Source organism: Streptomyces sp. NPDC059008 (genome assembly GCF_042749045.1).
Lineage (GTDB): Bacteria > Actinomycetota > Actinomycetes > Streptomycetales > Streptomycetaceae > Streptomyces.
This window is the reverse complement of the sequence record NZ_JBHYJC010000055.1, coordinates 24859-41486: the sequence shown is the minus strand read 5'-3', so window position 1 is coordinate 41486 and position 16628 is coordinate 24859. Positions and strand designations below refer to the sequence as shown.

Below are 16628 nucleotides of genomic sequence, written 5' to 3'. Positions count from 1 at the left end.
AGGCGCGCCTGCGCTCGCGGTTCGGGCGGGCCTGGCGCCGCAAGGCTCCCGTGGAGTCCCTGATGCCGCTGCGGCTCGCCCGGTACGGTGTGCCGTTGGCGGAGACCGCTCCCGCGGGGCTCGCCGCGGCGGGCATCGAACCACAGGTACTGCCGGCGCCGGAGCAGTCCGCGGCGCCCGCTCTGGAGCCGAGGGCCCAGGAGCCGGCCGAGGCACAGGGACCGACGGACGCCCCAAAGCCGGCCGAAGCCGAGGATCTGCCGAACCAGTGGTTCGCGGCTTCGCAGCAGGTGACGTACCAGGGCGACTACGACCCGACGTACGTTCCCGAGCAGGCAGAAGCCGACCTCGCTGACGCATTCCACGCCTACACCGCCCAGCACGGACATTCCCCCAACGCCCGGCAATTCGCCCTGTACCTCGCCGACCACGGCATCACCGACCCGGAAACGGGCGGCCCGCTCAGCGAAGCCGTGCTCCGTCCTGCCCTGCAGGAGCAGCGCCGGGAACATCCCACCCCGACGGACGTAGTCGAGCCGAAACCTGAGCCTGAGCCCGAGCAGTGGCAGATGACCGGGACCGGCCACCCCGCCTACAGCAGCGTGGCCGATCACGCGTCGGCCAACACCGCGGTGGCCGATGCAGCCCCGTTTCCGGAGCCGTTGGCCACGGCCTCGGCCACCACTGGGCAGCGGACGCATCACACGGTCTCCTCGGACACCGGCCAGAGCACGACCGGACACCATGCCGCTGCGCACGCAGCCGACCCGTCGGCCATCCCGCCGGCCCGTGAGCCGGATACCGTCGGCAGGCCTGAACTCTGGGAGGCCGCCGCGTTGGACAGCGGTGAGGCTACGGCGCGACAGCCGCAGCCTCAGCAGCAAGAGCTCGATCCCGAGGCACAGAGGATCGAGCAGGTGGTGCAGTGGCTGATCGAAGCGGAGGACACCGGCAAAAAGCTGTCCGGTGCGGAGGTCGCTCGTCGGCTGGAGGTGGCCCCGCGAACAGGTCAGCGTGTGGTCGCGGCGGCGAGGGAGCTCAAGGATGCTCGTGAGCGGGAGAACAGCCAACGGCAGGGCAGGGCGCACCTGAGGTCGGTCACCCACCGCAAGTGACCGATCGGAATGGCTCACGCCATCGGCCACGGCCCAGCGCGCCGGCTCCAATGGCCTGTGGTCGATTGGCCGACGTGCTTCGCTCTACCGGATCGGCCATGGCCGATCCGGCCCGTTGCCGATGGCCGATCGCCGACGCATCGGAGTCGGCCACGCACCCTCGCATGGGTATCCGCGTGGCCACACCTCGCACTGGTGCGTACCTGCGGGTGGCTGGCGAGGGTAAGCATCTGGGTATCCGCTCTGAGCATGGCACAGGCTGATGTACCCACCGGCCCGTCCCGCCGAGTTGCCCACCCGCACACAGTCACAAGCCACCGTCCAAGTCGACCGGCGGGCGTTTGTGAATGGGGCAGGGTCGGGTGAGTAGCAGCCGTCAAGAAGTGGGGGAGCGGGTGGGGAAGCCGAAGAAGACCCACGGGGTGAGGATCCCGTGGGTCTGGGATCCACGAGGTGACTCCTGCGACAGGTCGGCCATCGACGTGAAGCCGCACCCTCCAGGCTGGCCGGTGAAGGTCAGAGTCGCGGTGCGCTGCAAGGCGGGGGAGTGGATCAGCGCGGACACGAACGGCATCCTGGTCGAGCGGGCCGAGGCGGCGGTATGACGGAGCCCCCCAATCCCGGTAGCCGCGTGGTCGAGGTGGAACTACAGATCGATCAGGTCACCATCGTGAACCCGGCCGAGGCCACCGCTACCGTGCGCTGCATGCGTGGGCCGGTTCGCTGCGGGGCCCGCTTCGACCGCATCCGAGACTCGGCAGAAGCCATCGACCTGGAACTGACGCAGATCCACGCCTACTTCGGACGTTCGGTCGACGAACTCGACCCCGTCCACACCGCGCTCGTGACACTCCGAGGCACCGGAGTCCAACTCCTCACGCCAGTTGCCCCGCGCTCCCATTGGCAGGCCATCCAGGGAACCAACCCGCCGCCATGACCCCCAAGCCGTCCACAGGTATTGACTATTGCTCTGCTGTCCCCGGTCATCGTCCAGGTCTCGTGTTCCATTTCCCGTTCGGAACCTGATGACCTGACGGTGGAATACTGCCTTGCCATGACACTGGCGCACGCTGCCGACGGTCGGCTCGTCGTGGATGTAGATGCCCCTGGCACTTGGCCACGGTCGTTGGCAGGTCTCATCTACGACATCGCCGAGGGAACCGAACTGGACGAGCCGGAGCTGTACGTCGATCTGGAGTTGGAGGGCAGGGAGGCGCAGGTCCTCGACCTACTCCACGGCCACCTTCTGCGGGCGCAGCACTGCACCAGGCTGCTCGACCACGAGGCCGATGCGATCCGTGCTCATGGCCTGCGCCCGCTGGCCCTGGTTGATGACCGCCTGGACCAAGCGCGTGAGTGGGGCTATCTGACCGACGCTGAGCGCGAGGTACTGCGCTCCCAGAGCATGGTCGCTCCTGGCAGAACGGCAGCGGCGCCTCCGGCAACAGCATCATCCCCGGGGGTGGCGGAGATGCGGGCTACGTCCACGGCTACGGCCTGCCCGGTGACGGAGGAACCCGTCAGGGCCCCGGCACGCTCAACCTCCCCGGCGGGCTCACCTTCACCGTCCCGGCCGGCACCGGGGACGGCGGCCAGGGCGGCAACGGCGGGACCGGCGGAAGCGGCGAAGGCTGGAGCGGAGAGAGCGGTGCCGACGGCGGTGCCGGCGCCAACGGCCGTACCGGCCTGATGGTCATCGCCTGGTAGCACCGGGACTGGCCCGCCATCGATCCCAGGTGGTGGGCCAGCCGTGCACGAGCCACGGCTGACATCGGTCACCGGCTGTTACAGCTGTAACTGGCCGTCCGTGGGGAATTCCAGGTGGCCGCTGTCACCTCCCTCATCCAACCGGCCATGGTCGATTACCGATCTCGCGTGACCGGTCGGCTCCCGTGGCCGGTCATCGGTCATGGCCGATTTCCTTATGGCCGGTTCGGAAATTCGGCCATCGGCCACGGTCATCTGCACGAACGTGATCGGCCAACGCCCGGCCACCAATCGGGTTCAGCCGTAGGCAAGGGAAGCGGCCAGCGTGCCGATGATCAGGAACGGGCCGAACGCCAATGTGCTCTTGCGGGTGCCGCGTCGGGCAACGAGCAAGAAGGCCGCCACGGCGGCCGCGAGCAGGAAACTCACCAGGAGCCCCAGGAATGCCGCCTGCCAGCTGTGCCATCCGAGCAGAGCGCTGAGGGAGATGACGAGCTTGGTGTCTCCCATGCCCATGCCGCCCAGGGCAAGCAGGGTGAACAGCCCGCCGGCGGCGGCCGCCGCGGCCAGGGCACGCCCGAGACTGCCGTGCTCGTGGTGTGCTGCGGCGACGGTGAGCAGTGTGAAGGTGCCGACGGCGGCTGGCAGGGTCAGGGCGTCCGGGAGGCGTTGGACGGCGCTGTCGATCAGCAGCAGTCCGGAGCCGAGGAGGGCCAGCCAGTAGTGGGCGACGGCGTACCAACCGCTCGTCCCGCCGGCCGCGACCGCGGCGAACGCCGCCGCGGTGGTCAACTCCGGAAGCCACGCGGCGCCCAGAGGAGTCCTGCAGGCCCGGCACCTGCCGTCTGGCGCCAGCAACCGCAGGGCCTTAAGGCTCACGGCCGGGAGAGGGGAGCAGGTGGGGCAGGTGACGGACGGCGGTTGCCCGGCGGGAACGGCGAGGGCGACGACGACGGGGCGCAGGGTGGAGCCGGCCACCAGACCCAGCAGCGGCATCAAGAACTGATGAAGCACGTGCCCTCCTCTCCTCCTGCCCGCGGTTGGTCGTGTGGTGTCGTACAGGGATGTCGGCCGTACGGTGACGGCTGGTTCGTAGCGGCGGCTGCTCAGGCCCTGATCTGCAACTGGGCGCCGGGTGTGATGCCCCAGGCGTTCATGGCGCCGGCGGTGGCTTCCAGGACGTGGCGGGCACGGAACCGGGGCCGCGCGAGGCGGTTGGCCACCAGGGTGTGCAGGTCGAGGACGCGCAGGTCCTTGGTGAGGTAGGCGACGTCGATGGGGAAGCGCATGCGCAGGGTGTGCACGCTGTTGCACGGGCTGAGCAGCAGTGCGCCGTCCAGACCGTCGCGGCCGAGCAGGCCGCGGGTACGGGTCCGGCGGGAAGCGGCGATCTCCAGGCGAATGTCGCCTCCCGTGGGTGTGCTCAGCCGGGCGAAGCCGTCCTTCAGCTCGTGTCGCATGGTGTCCGGCCTCCTGTTCAGCTGGTGGTTTGGCGGGTGCGGGGGAGCAGGTCGCGCAGGAGTTGCGCGGTCTCGGCGTCCATATCGACGCCTTCGCCACCGAGTTGGTCGTTGATGCGGACCAGCCTGGCGGCGGCCTCGCGCAGGGCGGGGGTGTCACCGGCCTTGTGGTGGGCCCGGAAGACGGCACGGTGCAGCGGCTCGCTCTCCTCAGCGGCGAGAAGCCCTCGGTTCGCCGCCCACAGAGCGCCGGTGACGTCGCCGGCCTCCCGCAGTCGATCGGACAGCTCCAGCGCGACATCCACTACGGCCTCGCACATCTCCTGCATGAGGGGTTCGGCCCAGGAGTAGCGCTGTCGGTCTACGGCGGAGAACGGGCGGCCGCGCACCAGGGAGAGCGCGCGGCGCAGAGCCAGGTCACCGTCCTCGCTCACGTCGTTGAGTCCTGCTGCGGCGAACTGCTGGAAGCGGGTCCAGTCGCAGGTGACGGTGGGGCTGAGCCGGTAGCGGTGGCCTTCGGTGTCCTGCAGCCGCGGGAAGTAATACGCGCCGTCGGCGTCCTGGCCGAGCCAGCTGCGCAGTCGAGAGACGACGGAGGTGCGCATGGACTTGTTCACGGTGCCGGTGGGCCACAGCGCGGCGGAGATGGCGTGGTGGTCGACGTCGGGGTTCAGGTAGAGGAAGACGGCGAGTTCCGTGCTGGGGGCTTCCCGGGCGGAGTCGTAGCGGCCGGTCGCACCGGTGAGGGAGACGGGGCCGAGCAGCAGGATGTCCGGGGCTGCGGCGCCGGCAGCGGCGGCCGAAGTCTCGCCGTCTGGCATCGCAGCTGCCGTCTCGGGCGGGAGGGGGACGGTGAGGTGGGCGGGGCCGGCGGCGCAGGCCTGCGCGACATTCACCAGTGCGGTGTCTGCCGGGCCCGCTGCGACGGAGGTACTGGTGTCGACGGGCTCCGAGTCCGGCCGGGGGACCGCTGCGGTGTGGTCTGCGGGGGTGTCCGGCTCGTCGCCGGCTTCCTCGGCCTCGTCGTCGTCGGCGTATTCGGCGGGCAGCCCCGCCCCGTCCGCTCCCGAGGTATCCGCCGGCTGCTCGCCCTGTGAGGCCACCACGGTCTGTCCGTCGTCCTCGTCGGTGGCGGGCCCGGCCGGGGCGGGGGAGGGCGGCAGGGTGGTGGAGCTGGCGGCGACGCGCAGCAGCTCGACGGCATCCGCGTAGACGGCGTCGTCCAGGCCCTGGATGTGGATGGCCAGGCCGGAGCCGGGCAGGGTGACGCTCTGCTCGGGGCCGCCGCAGTTCAGGGTCCAGGCGGTGTCGGGCAGCGGCACATCCGTGGGGGCGGCGACGATGACGGCGCTCGCGGTGCGCGGCGCGGCTTCGAGAGCGTCGAAGAGCGCGGCTGTGTCGCCGGCGAGGTCCTGGGCGAGGACGACGTGGGGTGTCCAGGCGCCGCCGGAGTCCTCGTGCAGCCGGGCCTCGCCCAGACCGCGCGCACCGAGGTCGGTGAGGCTGCGGCGCTGGTCGGTGGCGTGGGCGGTGAGCTGCGTGGTGACCTGCGCGAGGCTCTCGCTGCGGGCGACGCGCTCGGGCACGACGTCGTCCAGGCCCGGCGCGGTGGCGTCGACCACCGTGACCTCCAGGGGCCCGTGGACGCTGGCGGTTGCCAACTCGACCGCGAGGCCCTGCAACATGCTCTGGGCGAGGTGAGCATCGCCGGTGAGGTTGAGGACGCCGATGCGTTCCAGGTCGACCAGGACCAGGCGGCCACCCTCGTCCCAGCCGAGCGATACCAGAGCGGGGTAGGGGGCGTCCATGTCGCTGTGGTCCTCGGACAGCGAGGGATGGGCGGCGGTGCAGGTCCACACATGCGGCTGGCCGGGCATGGCCGTGAACGGCGCGACCGGCGGGGCCTGCCGAGCCAGGTGGAGATCAATCCGGGCGTCGTGCAGGACCACCGCGTCGAGATCGGGCAGGTCGCGTCCGGCGTCGGCGAGGTGGGAGGCGAGCGCCCGCAGCGCGGCATTGAGGAGGTCGAATCCGCTGTGCTGGACGCTGCGCAGTCGGCGCTCGGTCTCGGCGGCGCTTCCCTCGGGCATGGGGATGCGGTGGCCGGGCTTGCGGCGGCGCTGCTGCAGCACGCGGCGGGTGGCGAGCGTGCCGATCAGGGCAGCGGCCAGCACCCCGGCCCCGGCCCACACCGTGGCTGGCGCCAGCGCATGCTCGTCGTCAGCAGCACGTGCGCCCGGCTGCGCAGTCTCTTCCTCCGCGGAGCCATGTGGCGCCGGAACGTCGGGCGTTGCCGGGGCGGGAGAGGAGGGAGCAGGCGCGGTGGGGGAGGAGTGGTCCGGCCGGGCGCTGCGGCGATGCGTGCTGGAGCTGTCGTGGTGCTCTGGTGCCTGACGGTCGGGTGCGCCGGCGGAAGAGTCGGACTCCGGGGCGGTCGGCGCAGCGCCGTCCTTGTGCGGGGCCGGCTTCTCCGGCGCGGGCCGCGGGGCGTGGTCATGGTCTGCGTGCGGGGGCTGGGACTTGTGGCCGGGCAGGTCGACGCGCTGGCCCGGGTAGATCAGGTCGGGATCGCTGATTGTGTCCCGGTTGCGGGCGTAGATGTCGTGCCAGCGGTCGGCGTCACCGAGCTGCTCGTCGGCGATGCCGGTCAGGGAATCCCCGGCCTCCACGGTGTAGGTCGTCTCGTGGGCCTCGGCGTGCGATCCGCCCTGGGCCGAGGCCGACGAAGCGGCAGTCTTCTCCTGCGCCGGCGGGGAGATGCGGGCGTCGGCGGGCAGGTTGAGGACCATGCCTCGGTGTGCGCCGCTGGTGGCCAGATGCGGGTATTGCGGGTTGAGGGTGGCGATGTCGCGCCAGCGCTCCCCGCGGCCGAGATAGCGCTCGGCCAGGTCCCACAGCTCCTCACGCGATGCGGTGACGGTGTGCTGGGGACCTGCCTGCGCGCTGGTGTCGGCGGCGTCCGGCGTGGAGGGGGCGTCGGCGCGGTGGACCTGGTGTCCCTCGGCGGTGGTGTGGGGCGCGGTGACGGCTGCGGTGGCCGTCTGCGGGGTGGCAGCGGAGGCCACGGTGGGGGCCAGGAGCACTAGGCCGCCGATCAGGAATCCCGCGAACGACTGGAGGCCGCCCAGGCCCTTGAGCCGCGGGGCGGAGCGGCGGCGCAGTACCGCGACGAGTTCGATGACGGCGGAGAGGGTGAAAGCTCCCCATCCTGCCCAGCCGATGAGGGTCAGTACGACGAGGAAGAGGGTGCCGTCGTCGGGGCGGAGCAGGGCGTCGAGGCCGCCGGTGAGTTCGGTGGGCTGGTGGCCGAGAGCGAGCAGCATGAAGGGGACGCCGCCGACGAGTGCCAGGAGCACGACGAGGCCGAGCAGCGCGCGCAGCAGCCTGCCGGTGGCACGCACGGGTCCGGGGGTGGGGTGGGCCATCGCTCAGCCTCCAGCGTGGGTCTGCAGATGCGCGTTTGCGGTACCGGTCACGGCGATGCTGCTCTGGCCGATGAGCGACCCGAAGAGTGTGCTGTATGTACTGCGGACGGTGACGTGGAGGGTCCGCCCGTTGTCCGTGACGTCCACGGTGCCCTGGACCCCGTTGTGGGCCAGGTAGTCCTCTGCGGCTGCCTGAGCAGCACCCGGGTCGACCGTGATGGCACTGCCCTGGACGGCCTGGGCGGCGTCGAGTTGCTGACCGCCGCTGCGGGCCGCCTCCTGCGCCAGGGACGTGGCGTGGTTGGCCGCGTTGAGGGCTCTGCCGCCGTCGACGAGCAGCGCCATCACCATCAGGACGGCGAGCGTGGCGACGGCGAAGAACACCGACATCGAACCGCGGTCCGCTCCCTGCCCCATCAGGCGCCTGCGGCAGCGGCGGGCGAGCACGCACATGCTGCTTCGCAGCCGCCGGCGGGAGGGGTTCACCGTGCGCGGTAGGTGTCGAGCGGACTGGTCCATGAGGCGTGGAGCTCCTTGACCCCTGGCAGGCCCGGCAGGGCGATGTCGGACAGATCGGCGGTGCAGGTGACGTCGGCGGTGACCTCGGCGTCCTGGCCCACGGCGGTGGCGTAGCCGCCGGTGTCGACACTGACGCCGGACGAGCGGCAGGTGATCCCTTCACCGGACAGGCTCTGGGCGGCGGCGCTCTGGGCCTGGCTCTGGGCGCTGGCCGGGTCGCGTTCCAGGGAGGCGGCGCGAGCTGCGGCGCGGGCAGCGATGTCCACGGCGCCTTCGGCGTCGATGACGCGGCCCAGGGCGACCATCAGCCCAAGCGCCATGATGAGTACGGGGGCAAGGATCGCCGTCTCTACGGCGAAGCTGCCGCGATCCGCGGTCAGCAGGCGCCGCAGGCGGCCGGGGGAGGGGAGCGTTCGGGGCTTCACGGGTTGGTCCACCGCTCGTTGGGGGCCTCGGCGTACTGGCTGACGTCCAGGTTCAGGCCGGGGACGAGGGTGGCGACCGTGCCGGTCACGGTGATGCGGATCCGCGCGGCGCTGCTGCCGGCCGAGGAGACCTGGGCGCCGTGGACCGAGTTGCCGAAGCGGCGGATGAACACCTCGGCCTGGGCGACGCCGTCACCGGCGGAGGCGCCGATCCGGCGCCCTGCCTCAACTCCCTGGCGGGCGGCGGACTGAGCGACCTTGCGGGCATGGAAATACAAGCCGACCTGGATCGCGGTGAAGACCAGCATGAGGACGACCAGGGCGAGTACGGCCAGCTCGGTGCTGGCCTGGCCGCGGTCGTCACGCAGCCGGGCCAAGGCGCCCCGCGCGCGCATGCGTGCTCTCACGCCGTCTTTCTCCTCGGTATCCGCAGGTCTGGGTGGGATGGCGCAGTTCCGGTGGCGTCAGCCACCGTTGATGATGCCGATCTTCTCCAGGAGCTTGCTCTTGATGGCGACGATCAGTAGGCCGGCGCCGAGCAGCAGGGCGCCGGTGATGACGGCCAGCTCGGTGCTGGACTGCCCTTCGTCACGCCGCCAGGCGCTCTGCAGCTGCTGCCAGCGACCCTGGATCATGACGGTGAGGGTGCGGATGTCCATCGGTTCCTCCTAGGTGTTCGTGTGTGGTCAGCTGGCGAGGATGCCGTTGACCATGGGCACCATCACAAAGATGATCATGAGGATGACGCCTGCAGTGACCGGCAGGATCATCGCGGTAGAAGCCTCATTGGCAGCACCCTTGGCGTCGGCCAGCAGCGCGACGCGCAGCTGACGGGCCTGCGCCTGCAGCGTCGTGTAGACGGCGCCGCCGTCACCGGCGAGCGCCAGGGTGTCGGCCGGACGCGACAACTCGGGGATGTCGAGTTCCTCGCCCAGCGCCCTGAGGGCCTCCCACGGGGTGAGGCCGGACAGCTCGGCGTGATCGAAAGCCTGGCGCATGCGCTCGAAAATCCACCCGTCGCCCACCTCAGCGGTGCGAGTCAGGGCCTGCGCGGCGCCGGAGTTGGCGACCCGCGCCAGCGCCACCCGCTCCAGATACGAGGCGGCCGCGTGGCGCACCACCAGACGAGCAGCGGCCGCTTCCTTCTTGACCTCACGCCCCGGGTTGAGCCAGAACAGCGCGGCCAGGCCCAGGGAAGCGACCGCGGGGAAGGCGAACGGCATCGGGGCACCGGCCAGCAGCAGAACTGCCTGGAGCAGCTGTGGCAGCAGCAGCCCGTACAGCGTGAACAGCACCCGGCGTCCCAGATGTTCGGCAGGCGACTTCCGCAGCAGGTTGAGGTCCTGGTACGGCAGTGTGAGCCGGTCACCGAACTCGGCCAGCACACGGACGCCGATCCGCTCAGGAAGCGATCCGGTCCGTGCCGGCCCGTCCGCGGGTCCCGCGTCGGAACGGGCCGGGCCCTCGAAGCGGTCCAGGGCGCTGGTCAGGTCCGGGCGGGCGGGCCATGCCGCTCGTACGGCCAGGCCGACCAGGACGCCCGCGGCGGCCGCGGGCAGCACCGCCTGCATCTCGATCATCGGATACCTCCGGAGGCAGGCCCGGGGCGAGCGGGCAGGGCTTCGAGCAGACGAGGGTCGGGTTTCGTACGGGCGATACGCCTCAGCCACGCCAGCGTCCACGCGGCCGCTGCCCCCAGCACCACCAGTGCGACCTGGCCGATGGGTGTGCCGTACCAGGCGGACCAGGCCTTGTTGAGCATGCAGCCCATGACCACGACGCACACGATGACCGACACCTGGCGCGCGGCCTTGCGGACCTTGCGGCGGTCGGCCTCGATGTCGCGTGCGTCGGCGGCCTGCTGGTGGATGGTGACGGCCAGCGCCTCCAGCGCGGTGGCCAGGCCCGGCCCGGTGTAGACGGAGTGCGTCTGGAACAGCAGCACGACGTGGTCCGAGACGCCGTCGGCGAGCTCGTCGGCGAACAGCGCATACGCCTGCGGGGCGTCCATCCCGGCCCGCAGCCGGTCCGACAGCCTCTGCACGTTTGCGGCGATCGGCGCGGGCGCCGACTTCGCCGACGTACGGATCGTCTGTGCCAGCGAGATGCCGGCGGTGTGCACGCCCGCCAGGTGATTGAGCCATTGCGCGACCGCTTCGAGACGCTCAATGCGCTGGGCGGCCGCATCGCCGGGGTGCAGCAGGTAGGGCAGGGCGAGGACGGCCGCCCCGGCGAGCAGGCCCTGCACCGGCCAGCCGGTGTAGGCCCACACGGCCAGGGTTACCACCGAGGCGACGGTCACCAGGTGACGCCAGCGACGCTGCCACCGCTCCGGCAGCTCGCCGCGGGCACGCCGCAGCCGGGCCGCCAGACGCGAGGGGGGCTTGACCGGATCGGGGACGCGGCCGCGCAGTTCACGCACGAGCGCGACGACGGCGAGCAGCGCGAGGACGGCGCAGCAGGCCGCCGCGAGGGCGAGTTGCTGTGTGGTCATCGCGTGCTCCTGAGCGTCTGGAGCGGTGTGAGCCAGTGGGCGTTCGGGTTGTCGGTGAGCCAGGCGCGGTGAAAGCCGTGCAGCTCCAGCTCGTCGATGAAGCTGGGCATGTTCTGGTAGACCGCGCGCCGTTCACCCGGGGTGGGGGCGAACAGCTCGGTGGTGGTGGGACGCCCTCCCTCGCCGACCACGTCGTGGACCTCGTAGATGTGGGAGATGAACCGGTGTCGACGGCCGCCGATCGGGGTTTCGTCGAGGTAGGTCAGGTAGACCACGGCGTCGATGCCGGAGGCGATGAGGTGATGTGCGGCCGAGTCGGCCATGCCGGCCTCGGTGCACAGCTGCACCAGGCGGCTGATGATCGCGTGCGGGCGGCGCACGTGCATCGTGCACATCGATCCCGAGCCACCGGCGGACATCGCCTGCAGCATCGGGACGATCTCGGTGGAGCGGACCTCGCCGACGATGACGCGGGTGGCGTTGTAGCGCAGCGCGGTGGCGAACATGTCGGAGATGGTGACCTCACCGGCCGCGCGGTTGTCGCCGGTGCGCTCGCCGTTGGACTGCCGTGCCTCGAAGGCGAACGTCAGCGGGCCGGGGCCGGGCTCATCCAAATAGAGTTCGCGGTCCGACTCCAGGGTCACCAGCCGCTCGGAAGCAGGGATTTCACGGCCCAGCGCGCGCAGCAGCGAGGTCTTCCCGGCGCCCATGTCCCCGACCACCAGCAGGTTCATACGGGCCCGCACGCAGGCGGTCAGGAAGGCGGCGATGGTGGGGTTCAGCGAGCCCCATTCCTGCAGCTGTGCCAGGCCGTGCTGCTGGATCCGGTGCTTGCGGATGACGGCGGAGGGCCGGCTGGTCAGCAAGGAGGCGGTGACACGGGAGCCGTCCGGCATGCGGAACCCGACGCTGGGGGTGGCCTGCGTCAGGGCCCGTTCCCCGTGTCCGGACAACCTGGCCATGCGGTTGACCCAGGTGATCAGCTCGTCGTGGCTGTCGGCGACGTGCTCGATCGTGCGCCGGGGGCGGTCGTAGTACTCCACCGACGCGGTGGTGCCGTCGACCATCAGGTCCTCGACACCGTCCTCGTCCAACAGCGACTGCAGCCGGCCACCACGGAACATGGAGTTGAACACCGCGTCGCCGATAGCGGATTCCTGCTCCGGGGTGAGCGGGGTGTTGCCCTGGGCGTAGGTGGCCGACCACGACGCAACGGCCGCGGTGGTCAGCGAACGGGCCAGCATCTGCCGGTCCTCGTTGCCCAGCAGGCACTGAGGATCACGCTTGCTCAAGGTGGTGGAGACCTGCGCCTGCAGCGCCTCGATGACCTCCCACGCCACCGGCAGCTGACCGGGCAGGCCGGCCAGCCGCGGTATCGCCCCCGCATCCGTAGTGCCCGCGCTGTGCGGTGCCTCGGGAGGCACGGGGGAGGCAGGCGGCGGAACGACAGCCGGACGCGGCGGCGTCTGGGGTGGATGGCCAGCCTTGTTGAAACGCTGGGTGAGCAGGTGAGCCAGGGCGTCACGGTCGCCGGCCACAGGGTGGCCGTTCGTGGCGCCGGGCTGGTACTGAGGGTCGGACACGTCAGGCTCCTCCCTCAGTGGCCTGGGCGGCCAGGCGGTCCAGAACCCCCGCCATCTGCGGATGGTCCGGGCGCGGCCACTGACGCTGCACGCGGCGGCGCTGAGCGGCCGCCTCGATCTGCTCGGTCGCGGTGCGGGCACGGTGAAGCAGCGGACTCCGGCGGCCGCCGTAGCCGCGGGGCGGGTTGCCGCCTTCGGTGAGATAGCCCGCCGTTGCCGGATCCCATGGAAGGGCGGCGAGGACCGGGACATCGAGCGCTTCGGAGACCTGGTGGGCGCGGTAGCCGCCTTCGATCAGCAGCACGCCCAACGCGTCCGCACCCGAGCCGTGCGCGTCGAGCTCGGCGCGCAGCGGCCGGATCAGGTGGCGGGCCAGGGCGAGCGACTGCTCCGTGCCGCGCACTGTCAGCAGCACCAGGTCCGCCTCGTAGATCAGCGGGGCGCAGGACAGCGTGGGGTGTAGGCGGCCGGCGTCCACCGCCAGGCGGCCGGCGTCGATGTAGACGTCGTAGCCGGCGTCAGCGGCGAGGATGTGCAGCACCTGGGACAGAGCAGGCCACGTACGTGTCAGGGCCGCTGCCTGGGTGGGGTCGGTCAGGCCGGGCAGCACCTTGCGGTGCCCGGCCTCGTCGAGGCCCACCAGGTGCGACGGCACAGCCTGCGCGAACACGTCCGGGCTGGTGCGTTCCGCTTCCGCCAGATGGTAGAGGCCGACACCGCGGGTAGGAGTCGAACTCAGCAGTCCGGCACGTACGGTGCCGCCCGCAGGATCGCACTCGGCGAGCAGCGAGGTCCGGCGGGAAGCCAGCGTCAGCGCGAGGCCGGAGGCGGTGACGCCGCACGACTTGGCGGACACGAGAGCGGTGACGGTCATGTCAGCTGCTCCGCGGCTCACGAACCAGGGCAATGCGCCCGGCGGCGGCACGAGTTGCCAGCGTCGGGCCGTCGGTGGACTCCACGGCGAGATTGACGACGACGGTGCCGGTGGCGTCGGGCCGGGAGACGGACACGACGGACGCCGAGATGGTGCTGGGCGGGCCGCTGGTCTTGGAGGAAGAGCCGCTGTCGCCGGCGGCAGGGGTCAGAACGGCGAGGACCTTGTCCCCTGCCATCAGGGTGCCGTCCGGGGCCTGACCGCGCTTGACCTGGACGCCGACCTGCTGGCGGTCGTCGCCCAGGCCGGAGCCGGCGGTGAGCTGCGAGGTGGTCAGCAGACCGCCCTTGCGGAGGTCAACGGCCGTACGTTTGCCCACAATCCGGCTCTTTTGGCTACCGGGGACAGGGGAGAGGGCCGCATCTGCCGAGACCTCGGCCACGGTCAGGTCAGCCTCCGTCAGCGCCTGGCCGGCGGGCACGTCGCGTGCGACGGCGAGCACCTTGGTGCGATCGCTGGCCGACGAGACGGCCGCGGCCGCGCCGAGACCGGCGAGGACCGCGAGGACGATGCACAGGGCAACCACGGACCAGCGGCGTTCCCGCTTGACCGGCGGAGCCGTGGTGATGGGCATGTCGGGGCGGCCGGCGCCGGGGCGGGGCAGGGACGGTGCCGAGGCAGGGGTTTCCATGACGGCCTCTCGGATCGTGCTGGTGTGCGGTAGGGCGGTGGGTTAGTTGAGTACCTGGACCTCGGCGACGGTGATGTCCACAGCGCTGTTGCGTACCTCGGTCAGCTGCCCGTTCTGCCCGCCACCGGTCCAGTCAATCGTCCAGGTGGAGGTGGCGGTGACGTGGTACTTGCCGTGCGGCTTGCTCGTGGACGGCTGGGTGTAGCGGTAGCCGCAGTCCGGCGACGGATTCTTGCCGAACTCGGCCCGGTACGGTGTGCCGGCCGTCGTGCAGGTGATGCTGTTTCCGTCGCCCATGTTCCACACGATCTTGCTGACCTTGGCGGTGGCGGTGACGGTGATGCCGCCGGTGGAAGCGCTGGCTACGTTCGGTCCGTAGGTCTCTGGTCCCTTCTCGGTCCACATGTAGACGGGCATCCCTACCACGCCCTTGCCGCCCGGCTTCGGTGTAATGCCGATGTCAGGCCCGCGCAGCACCATGTCGTCCACGGCCCGCCGAGCCAGCACGGCCGGGTCAATGTTGGCTTTGGGCGGGTCGGCCGACCACACCATCCTCACGATTTCGAAGTTGTCGCTGTTCTTGTAACGGCAAGTTTGCTCGTACACGGCGCCGTCACCGGGTTTGTGGCCATCCCAATCCAGGCTTCCCGCCGGAGGCTGGGGGACCGCCTCCTTGTAGGTGCAGGTCACCGGCGGAGGGTCGCCCTTGCCGTCATTGCTGTTGCTTCCGCCCGCGTTCGTCTGCTGGCCGCCGCCGGAACTGCCCGGCTCGTTGGCTTCCACTCGGCAGGAGAACATGGTGCAGTCTGCGCTGCCGGTACCGGGCGGCGGATCGTTCGCGGCATAGGCGTTCCCGGACACGGTGGCAGCGACCAGAAGGACTGCGGTTATGCCGGCGCCTCGCCGCCTCAGCACCGCTGGTCCTGGGGCTCGTCACGGGTGACGCGCCAGCCCCCTGGCCAGCGCTCGACCGTGGACTGGATGACGTACTTGGTCAGGCGGTTCGACGGCAGCGTGACCGGCTTCTTGCTCTCGGCCTTGACCGTTTTCCACTTCGAGATGTCCAAGCAACTGGAGATGACCGCGTAGTCCAGCTTGCCCTGCGTGACGACCTTGGTCACCGTCGGGTCTTTGACGATGACTTGCCCAATGAGCAAGAGGCCACGGTTGTGAGCACGCTTCGCATCGCGTTCGGCGTTCTTCAACGCGGAGGATGCCGCGTATTGGTCGAGGTTGGCCTTCTTGCCGCTGCGGTCGGCGTAGAGCTTCTCCATCTCCTGCCAGTAGCCCTGATAGGCGGCGATCGCGTCCTTCTTGGCGGTCTCGGTGGGATCCGCCGGCTTGGACGGCTGGGTCGCGGATGGTGTGGGAGACGCCTTCGGCTCACCGGTCTTCGAGTCGCCGGAACTGCAGGCTGATACGCCAGCCAGGACGCAGGCGATAAACAGCATGCCTGCGCTGTTCTTGATGCGGCCTTGATTACGGCCCCGGATCTGTGCTGTTGGCATTCATGCTCCCTCGCCGATGGCGTGATCACCAGGTCTTCTTGGTCATCCTGTGATGTTGTGGCGTGGCCCTTGACCACCTACCGCGGGGGCTTTATTGCGCCATCGGAGTGGCTGGACCTGCACCTTACCGCCCACTTTGCAAACTGAGGAGTCTGTTTTCGCGGATGGTTGCGGCATCTCCGGCAAATCGGTGCGGAGCGGTAACCAGCTTTCCTGCAGAGCCCGTTGCGATGTGACGAGAAATGCCCTCAGGCATTCAAGATGCCCGGTACTTAGTCCCGAGAACGATCCATCCGGTCTTTCTCACCGCTGCCCCCTCGCGTGCGACCACCACGGCGCTGCGCCCTGCTGGGGCGCTGATTCTGCCAGTTCACGCGCTCCAAGATCAGCGAGGCAAGAGAAGGGGGCGGAATCCGACGGATGGTTGCCAAGGCAGACGGTGAGCGGCCGCCGCGGTCCGCTGTCGGCCACCGTGGCTTTCTCGACGTCCTGCGACAGCGGTTCTCGACGGCTTCGAGAGGCACCTCCCGCTCCGGGATGTCGATGTCGACGAGTCCGGGAGGCATCCGTCACGAGTCCCGCGCAGTCGGCGACGGCGGAGCCACGACCGCGCTCCTGGCCCTGTAGCCAGCACTTTTGCTCGTGCCGACGACGAGCGGCAGGCGACCGGTTGCCGGACAACCCGATGTGCCTGCCCCGTACCGCTGTCCGCTCCCTGTCCGAGCCGGCAACCAAGGTGCATCCCAGGCCCGTCGAGAAACGCTGCTCTTCGACGTCGACAGAGCCAGCCACCGACGAGCTCCTGCGGTGAGGCATGCCGGAGCTCG

Annotated in this window: 16 protein-coding genes; 2 read left to right on the top strand and 14 right to left on the bottom strand. The window is 70.4% G+C overall.

All coding sequences use genetic code 11. From position 1 onward, the window contains the following. The coding region (locus tag ACFWZH_RS35185) for a hypothetical protein (RefSeq protein WP_384440977.1) at positions 1 to 1115 on the top strand (1115 nt) is incomplete at its 5' end. Between the two features lie 601 nt (positions 1116 to 1716). Next, complete coding sequence (locus ACFWZH_RS35180) at positions 1717 to 2052, top strand: hypothetical protein (RefSeq protein WP_384440974.1); 336 nt, start codon at positions 1717 to 1719, stop codon at positions 2050 to 2052. Positions 2053 to 3119: 1067 nt separating this feature from the next. On the opposite strand, the gene ACFWZH_RS35175 is transcribed toward ACFWZH_RS35180, so the two are convergent. The 14 genes from ACFWZH_RS35175 to ACFWZH_RS35110 all read right to left on the bottom strand — a co-directional run bounded on the left by ACFWZH_RS35175 (position 3120) and on the right by ACFWZH_RS35110 (position 15801). Further along, a complete protein-coding gene (locus ACFWZH_RS35175; protein ID WP_384440971.1) occupies positions 3120 to 3836 on the bottom strand; it encodes a prepilin peptidase in 717 nt (238 codons plus the stop codon). 92 nt (positions 3837 to 3928) lie between these two features. Then, positions 3929 to 4282, bottom strand: a complete 354-nt coding sequence (locus tag ACFWZH_RS35170) for a DUF192 domain-containing protein (protein WP_384440968.1) — start codon at positions 4280 to 4282, stop codon at positions 3929 to 3931. Between the two features lie 17 nt (positions 4283 to 4299). Then, on the bottom strand, positions 4300 to 7707 hold the full coding sequence (locus tag ACFWZH_RS35165; RefSeq protein WP_384440965.1) for a LysM peptidoglycan-binding domain-containing protein: 3408 nt from the start codon (positions 7705 to 7707) through the stop codon (positions 4300 to 4302). A gap of 3 nt (positions 7708 to 7710) precedes the next feature. Further along, positions 7711 to 8226 (bottom strand): TadE/TadG family type IV pilus assembly protein, encoded by a 516-nt coding sequence (locus ACFWZH_RS35160; protein ID WP_384440962.1) that lies wholly within the window; start codon positions 8224 to 8226, stop codon positions 7711 to 7713. Continuing rightward, positions 8190 to 8651: a TadE/TadG family type IV pilus assembly protein gene (locus ACFWZH_RS35155; RefSeq protein ID WP_384440959.1), complete on the bottom strand. Its 462-nt coding sequence runs from the start codon at positions 8649 to 8651 to the stop codon at positions 8190 to 8192. Before ACFWZH_RS35155 ends, ACFWZH_RS35160 begins: the two co-directional genes overlap by 37 nt. Continuing rightward, positions 8648 to 9058 carry a TadE/TadG family type IV pilus assembly protein gene (locus ACFWZH_RS35150; protein WP_384440956.1) on the bottom strand — a complete coding sequence of 137 codons (411 nt, stop codon included), beginning with the start codon at positions 9056 to 9058 and terminating at the stop codon, positions 8648 to 8650. The genes ACFWZH_RS35155 and ACFWZH_RS35150 overlap by 4 nt, the downstream gene beginning before the upstream one ends. A gap of 57 nt (positions 9059 to 9115) precedes the next feature. Next, complete coding sequence (locus ACFWZH_RS35145) at positions 9116 to 9310, bottom strand: hypothetical protein (protein WP_384440953.1); 195 nt, start codon at positions 9308 to 9310, stop codon at positions 9116 to 9118. Between the two features lie 27 nt (positions 9311 to 9337). Then, complete coding sequence (locus ACFWZH_RS35140) at positions 9338 to 10231, bottom strand: type II secretion system F family protein (RefSeq protein WP_384440950.1); 894 nt, start codon at positions 10229 to 10231, stop codon at positions 9338 to 9340. After that, complete coding sequence (locus ACFWZH_RS35135; RefSeq protein ID WP_384440947.1) at positions 10228 to 11145, bottom strand: type II secretion system F family protein; 918 nt, start codon at positions 11143 to 11145, stop codon at positions 10228 to 10230. The genes ACFWZH_RS35140 and ACFWZH_RS35135 overlap by 4 nt, the downstream gene beginning before the upstream one ends. Further along, on the bottom strand, positions 11142 to 12728 hold the full coding sequence (locus ACFWZH_RS35130) for a CpaF family protein (RefSeq protein ID WP_384440944.1): 1587 nt from the start codon (positions 12726 to 12728) through the stop codon (positions 11142 to 11144). Before ACFWZH_RS35130 ends, ACFWZH_RS35135 begins: the two co-directional genes overlap by 4 nt. A gap of 1 nt (position 12729) precedes the next feature. Then, complete coding sequence (locus ACFWZH_RS35125) at positions 12730 to 13602, bottom strand: MinD/ParA family protein (protein ID WP_384440942.1); 873 nt, start codon at positions 13600 to 13602, stop codon at positions 12730 to 12732. Position 13603: 1 nt separating this feature from the next. Continuing rightward, positions 13604 to 14293, bottom strand: coding sequence for an SAF domain-containing protein (locus ACFWZH_RS35120; RefSeq protein WP_384440939.1), 690 nt, complete (start codon positions 14291 to 14293; stop codon positions 13604 to 13606). A gap of 42 nt (positions 14294 to 14335) precedes the next feature. Further along, entirely contained in the window at positions 14336 to 15154 is an 819-nt protein-coding gene (locus ACFWZH_RS35115) for an ATP/GTP-binding protein (protein WP_384440936.1), read from the bottom strand. A 47-nt stretch (positions 15155 to 15201) separates the two neighbouring features. After that, the gene (locus ACFWZH_RS35110) at positions 15202 to 15801 is read right to left on the bottom strand and encodes a hypothetical protein (protein WP_384440933.1); all 600 of its coding nucleotides are present in this window, start codon (positions 15799 to 15801) and stop codon (positions 15202 to 15204) included. Between the last annotated feature and the right edge of the window lie 827 nt (positions 15802 to 16628).

Coding starts and splice junctions, on each gene's coding strand:
- ACFWZH_RS35140 (WP_384440950.1), bottom strand. CDS start 10,231: ATGATCGAGATGCAGGCGGTGCTGCCCGCGGCCGCCGCGGGCGTCCTG.
- ACFWZH_RS35110 (WP_384440933.1), bottom strand. CDS start 15,801: ATGCCAACAGCACAGATCCGGGGCCGTAATCAAGGCCGCATCAAGAAC.
- ACFWZH_RS35170 (WP_384440968.1), bottom strand. CDS start 4,282: ATGCGACACGAGCTGAAGGACGGCTTCGCCCGGCTGAGCACACCCACG.
- ACFWZH_RS35120 (WP_384440939.1), bottom strand. CDS start 14,293: ATGGAAACCCCTGCCTCGGCACCGTCCCTGCCCCGCCCCGGCGCCGGC.
- ACFWZH_RS35135 (WP_384440947.1), bottom strand. CDS start 11,145: ATGACCACACAGCAACTCGCCCTCGCGGCGGCCTGCTGCGCCGTCCTC.
- ACFWZH_RS35145 (WP_384440953.1), bottom strand. CDS start 9,310: ATGGACATCCGCACCCTCACCGTCATGATCCAGGGTCGCTGGCAGCAG.
- ACFWZH_RS35180 (WP_384440974.1), top strand. CDS start 1,717: ATGACGGAGCCCCCCAATCCCGGTAGCCGCGTGGTCGAGGTGGAACTA.
- ACFWZH_RS35165 (WP_384440965.1), bottom strand. CDS start 7,707: ATGGCCCACCCCACCCCCGGACCCGTGCGTGCCACCGGCAGGCTGCTG.
- ACFWZH_RS35125 (WP_384440942.1), bottom strand. CDS start 13,602: ATGACCGTCACCGCTCTCGTGTCCGCCAAGTCGTGCGGCGTCACCGCC.
- ACFWZH_RS35160 (WP_384440962.1), bottom strand. CDS start 8,226: ATGGACCAGTCCGCTCGACACCTACCGCGCACGGTGAACCCCTCCCGC.